The 4,484-nt window shown below is 70.6% G+C and carries 5 protein-coding genes; 3 read left to right on the top strand and 2 right to left on the bottom strand.

The features are described 5' to 3' along the window. Both E1294_RS51120 and E1294_RS51115 read left to right on the top strand, forming a co-directional pair. On the top strand, positions 1 to 755 hold a 755-nt coding region (locus E1294_RS51120), incomplete at its 5' end, for an RNA-guided endonuclease TnpB family protein (protein ID WP_220448434.1). A 47-nt stretch (positions 756 to 802) separates the two neighbouring features. Next, positions 803 to 1,612 (top strand): MBL fold metallo-hydrolase, encoded by an 810-nt coding sequence (locus E1294_RS51115; protein WP_132520340.1) that lies wholly within the window; start codon positions 803 to 805, stop codon positions 1,610 to 1,612. A gap of 160 nt (positions 1,613 to 1,772) precedes the next feature. Here the strand turns inward: E1294_RS51115 and ligD are convergent, their stop codons facing one another. Next, entirely contained in the window at positions 1,773 to 2,780 is a 1,008-nt protein-coding gene (gene ligD, locus E1294_RS51110; RefSeq protein ID WP_132520337.1) for a non-homologous end-joining DNA ligase, read from the bottom strand. 326 nt (positions 2,781 to 3,106) lie between these two features. On the opposite strand from ligD, the gene msrB reads away from it, so the two are divergent. Then, positions 3,107 to 3,508: a peptide-methionine (R)-S-oxide reductase MsrB gene (msrB, locus tag E1294_RS51105; RefSeq protein WP_132520334.1), complete on the top strand. Its 402-nt coding sequence runs from the start codon at positions 3,107 to 3,109 to the stop codon at positions 3,506 to 3,508. Positions 3,509 to 3,729: 221 nt separating this feature from the next. On the opposite strand, the gene E1294_RS53955 is transcribed toward msrB, so the two are convergent. After that, a partial coding sequence (locus E1294_RS53955) for a hypothetical protein (RefSeq protein WP_220448433.1) occupies positions 3,730 to 4,484 on the bottom strand: 755 nt, incomplete at its 5' end.

The following is a 4,484-nucleotide window of genomic DNA, read 5'->3' as shown; positions in this document are numbered from 1 at the left end:
TCGCGGTGTACTTCGACGGCAGCCCGCCGGTCCCCAACCCCCGGCACCTCAACTCGGCGGCGCGTAAGCTGCGGCGGCTGTCACGGACGGTCTCCCGCCGACAGGGCCCGGACCGGCGCACCGGCCGGCCGCCGTCGAAACGGTGGCAGCGGGCGGACGCGGCCCGCAACCGGGCGCACCATCGGGTGGCGGCACTGCGCCGCGACGGCATCCACCAGCTCACCACCCGCCTGGCCCGCACCTACGGCACCATCGTGGTCGAAGACCTCAACCTCGCCGGCATGGTCCGCAACCGCAGGCTGGCCCGCGCCATCGGCGACGCGGGGTTCGGCGAGATCCGCCGCCAGCTCACCTACAAGACCGGCTGGCACGGAGGGCGGCACGTCGTCGCCGACCGCTGGTTTCCTTCCTCCAAGACCTGTCCGTCCTGCGGCGCGGTGAAAGCCAAGCTGCCACTGCGGGCGCGCCGGTTCGTGTGCCAGGACTGCGGCCTGTCGATCGACCGCGACCACAATGCCGCGATCAACCTTGCTTCACTGGTGAAGCAGACCGTCGCCGGGAGTGGCCCAGAGACGCCAAACGGACGCCGAACCGACCGTAAGACCCCGCGCGGCAGGGCTGGTGGCTGTCAAACGTCTACCCCGCACCGTGCACCCGCTGCCCGGACCAGACGGGGACCTTCGCCCACCACGGGCGAATCACTGAGACCACACTCAGGGAACGGTTTGGGCTCTTCCTGTGGTGGCAGGAGATAAGGCGCGAGGGGGGACGTCGTCGTCCTGAAGGTCAGGGGTGAGCCGCCGTGAAGGGCAGCCTGCAGTTCATCGGCAACGCGACCGTGCTGATCCGCTACAACGGCTTCACGCTGCTGACGGATCCCAACTTCCTGCACCGGGGACAGCTCGCCTATCTCGGCTACGGTCTGGCCTCGCGCCGCCTCGCCGACCCTGCCGTCGAGATCGAGGACCTGCCGCCGCTCGACGCGGTGGTGCTGTCCCACATGCACGGCGACCACTGGGACCGGGTGGCACGCAGGGGCCTGGACAAGGCAACGCCGATCATCACGACGACCGCGGCGGCCGGTCGGCTGCGCCGCGGCGGCTTCCGGGCGAGCGTGGGCCTGGAGGAGTGGCAGCAGCACGAGCTGCGCGGTCCCGGCGGCCTAGTGAAGATCACCGCTCTGCCGGCCAAGCACGCGACAGGCCTTGCTGAGGCGCTGCTGCCGCCGGTGATCGGCACGATGTTGGAGTTCTGCAACCGAGACGAGCGGGTGGAGCTGACCATGCACATCAGCGGCGACACCCTGCTCGATCGACGCCTCGACGCCATCCCGCGTCGCTTCCCCGACATCGACCTGGCCGTCGTGCACCTGGGCGGCACGAAGCTGCTCGGCACGCTGCTGGTCACCATGGACGGCGAGCAGGGGGCCGCCTGGGTGGACCTGATCCACCCGCACACCGTCGTGCCCGTGCACTATGACGACTACACCGTTTTCAGCTCGCCGCTGGACGACTTCCGCCACCACATCGAGCAGGCCGGGCTGTCCGGCAACGTCGTCTACCTGGAGAAGGGCGAGATCCGCGAGCTGGCCCCGCACCATCTCGTGCGGTGACCCGTTACGACGCACCGGCCACGCGCCGCCGCCGCACACCGCGGCCGGCCACCGACGTTCCTCGCCCGTGAGCCAGCCGCACGGACTGGCCGCACAGCCTGGGCGCATGGGCGCACAGCCTGGCCGCACGGACTGGCCCCACACGGACTGGCCGCACGGTCTATTCCTCCTTGCCGGACCTGGCTCGGCTTGGTTGCACCCGCATCGGCTCGCCCGGCATTTTCGGGTAGTTGGGCGGGTAGGGCATGTCGCCGCGGTCGTCGTTGGCGTAGAGGTCGAGCAGAGGCTCGATGGAGTAGGCGCGGTCGTCGATGGCCGCGTGCACGTCGCCCAGCTCGGCGAAGCGGGCGGGCACCGTGCGGATGTCGAAGTCGCGGGGGTCGGCGTCGGCCAGCTCGTCCCAGGTGAGCGGCGTCGAGACGGGCGCGTGCGGCTTGGCCCTGACGGAGTAGGCGCTGGCCACCGTGCGGTCTCTGGCGTTCTGGTTGTAGTCGATGAACACCCGCTCGCCGCGCTCCTCCTTCCACCACGCCGTGGTCACCAGGCCGGGATCACGCTCCTCCACGGCCCTGGCCAGGGCGATGCCGGCGTGGCGCACCTGGATGAAGTCCCAGCGCGGCTCGATGCGCACGGCGATGTGGGCGCCGCGGTTGCCCGACGTCTTGACGAACCCGTCCATCCCCAGGTCGGCCAGCACCTCGCGGGTGAGGATCGCGGCCTTGCGTGCCGCGTCGAACTCCAGCCCAGGCTGTGGGTCGAGGTCGATGCGCAGCTCGTCGGGGTGTTCGACGTCGGTGGCGCGCACCTGCCACGGGTGGAAGTCGATGGTGCCGAGGTTGGCGCTGTAGGCGATGGCGGCCACCTCGGTGACCCGCAGCGACTGCGCCGTGCGCCCGCTCGGGAACGTCACCGTCACCGACTGGAGCCAGTCGGGATGCCGGGACGGCATGCGCTTCTGGTAGATCGCGTCGGTCTGCACGCCGTCGGGATGGCGCTTCAGATTGGTGGGCCGGTCTTTGAGCGCCCGCAGCGCTCCCCCGCCGACGCTCACGTAATATTCCACCAGCTCCCGCTTGGTGGCGCCGATCCCAGGGAAATAGACCTTGTCGGGGTTGGTGACCTTGACGGTCCGCTCCCCCACCTCGAGTTCTATGTACGGCGATGCCATGCCACAGAACCTACTCCCCTCCTCCGACAAGGCGGGGTGGGCCCGTCCCGGAGCCTCCTCGGTGGCGGGACCGAGGGCTCGACGGGACGGGCCGCCAGACCGTCCGCCGCCGTTCCGGGCGCTGGCGCGCCACCCGGCCGGCCGTGGCGATCCCCCGGCGGCGCCAGCACGGGCGTGGGCTGTGCCGCTCGGCGGGATCCGCGGACGATCTCACCCCTTGGCAGGAGGCGATGAACACCCCCTTGCCGACAAAGACGCGAATTCGCACCAGAAAGGATGCTTCCCCGGCGGAGATCTCTTTTTGCCGGAAGTCGTACTCTGGAGACATGGACAAGGTCGTCAAGAGCGAGGCCGAGTGGCGGGCCCAGTTGTCACCCGAGGAGTACCAGGTCCTCAGGGAGGCCGGCACCGAGCGCCCGTTCACGGGGGAGTACGTCGACACCAAGACCGAAGGGGTCTACTCGTGCCGCGCCTGCGGCGCCGAGCTCTTCCGGTCCGACACGAAGTTCGAGTCGCACTGCGGCTGGCCGAGCTTCTTCGAACCGTCCGGCTCCGAAGCGGTGAAGCTCATCGAGGATCGCAGCCTCGGGATGGTGCGCACGGAGGTGCGCTGCGCCCGGTGCGACTCCCATCTAGGGCATGTGTTCCACGGCGAGGGCTATGCGACTCCGACCGATGATCGGTACTGCATCAACTCGATCTCCCTTACCCTTGAACCCAAGGGGTGAGCGGCTAACGACAGTGCGTGCCGATCGCCTACACCGGGTAGGAGAATCGTGTGCGTCTTGTCCATCTTCGCCACCGCTGGGTGACGATCGAGACCATAGGACGCGTGGTGACGCAGCGGTGCGAGCGGTGCGCCAAGACGCGGGTGCGAGTGCGCTAGACCGGTGCTAGACCGGTGCTCGGACGGGTGCTCAGACCGGGTTCCGCTCAGCCCGGGTTCCGCTCAGCCCGGCGCCGGATGCGTGACCCGGCAGCTGCTGTCGGAAGGCCCCAGGATGTTGGCCAGCACCGGGTTGCCGTTCTCTCCGAATTCCGCCTGCACGAAGACCACGGGACGGGCCACCCCGCGGGCGCGCAGGTAGTCGAGGCCGCGCTTGCAGAGTGTCAGTGCGGTGGCGGAGTTACCGGCGGACTCCGGCAGATCGGTGTAGATGCGCAAATATCCGCCGACCGTGCGGATGTCCTTGAGCCGCTTCAGCGCCTTGTCGTCCGCCCCCCAGCGCGTACGGAAAAACTCCGCCGCCTCGCGGTCCGTGTGCCGCGACGGCCCGTCGGCCCGGTAACCGGCGACGTCACCGGGGTCGGGACCGCCCGCCAGCAGGTCATCCGGGTCGGTCGTGCCCCGCACCAGCCCGGGCTCGGCCGCCTCAGGACTCGCGTCGGGGGCCACCCCGCCGCCGGTGGCCTTGGGCGGCGCGGGCCTGCGCACTTCACGCGCCCTGGCCTGCGCACCGCCATCCGCATTCGCCTCCGCGCCGGCCCGGCCGGGCAGCGCCGACGAGCCGTTCTCCCGCTCGGCGTCACCGCTCGGAAGGGCCGGCGGGGCTCCCGCCGCGGCGGGACGCTCGGTGGTGGTGGCGGTCAGCACGCCGCCGATGGTCCCGTTGGCGCCGAGCACCGCGGCGGCCCCGGCCAGCGCGATCGCACCCACCAGCAGCCCGGGCCCGCGTGTGCGGCGCCGGCCGCGCAGCCCCCGCC

It is taken from the genome of Nonomuraea diastatica (genome assembly GCF_004349015.1).
Taxonomy (GTDB): Bacteria; Actinomycetota; Actinomycetes; order Streptosporangiales; family Streptosporangiaceae; genus Nonomuraea; species Nonomuraea diastatica.
Note: the sequence above shows the minus strand (reverse complement) of the source record. Positions and strands in the feature narration are given on the sequence as shown.

What these genes read in the sequence shown, in the direction of transcription:
- ligD (WP_132520337.1), bottom strand. Translation starts at nt 2,780, where the DNA reads ATGGCATCGCCGTACATAGAACTCGAGGTGGGGGAGCGGACCGTCAAG.
- msrB (WP_132520334.1), top strand. Translation starts at nt 3,107, where the DNA reads ATGGACAAGGTCGTCAAGAGCGAGGCCGAGTGGCGGGCCCAGTTGTCA.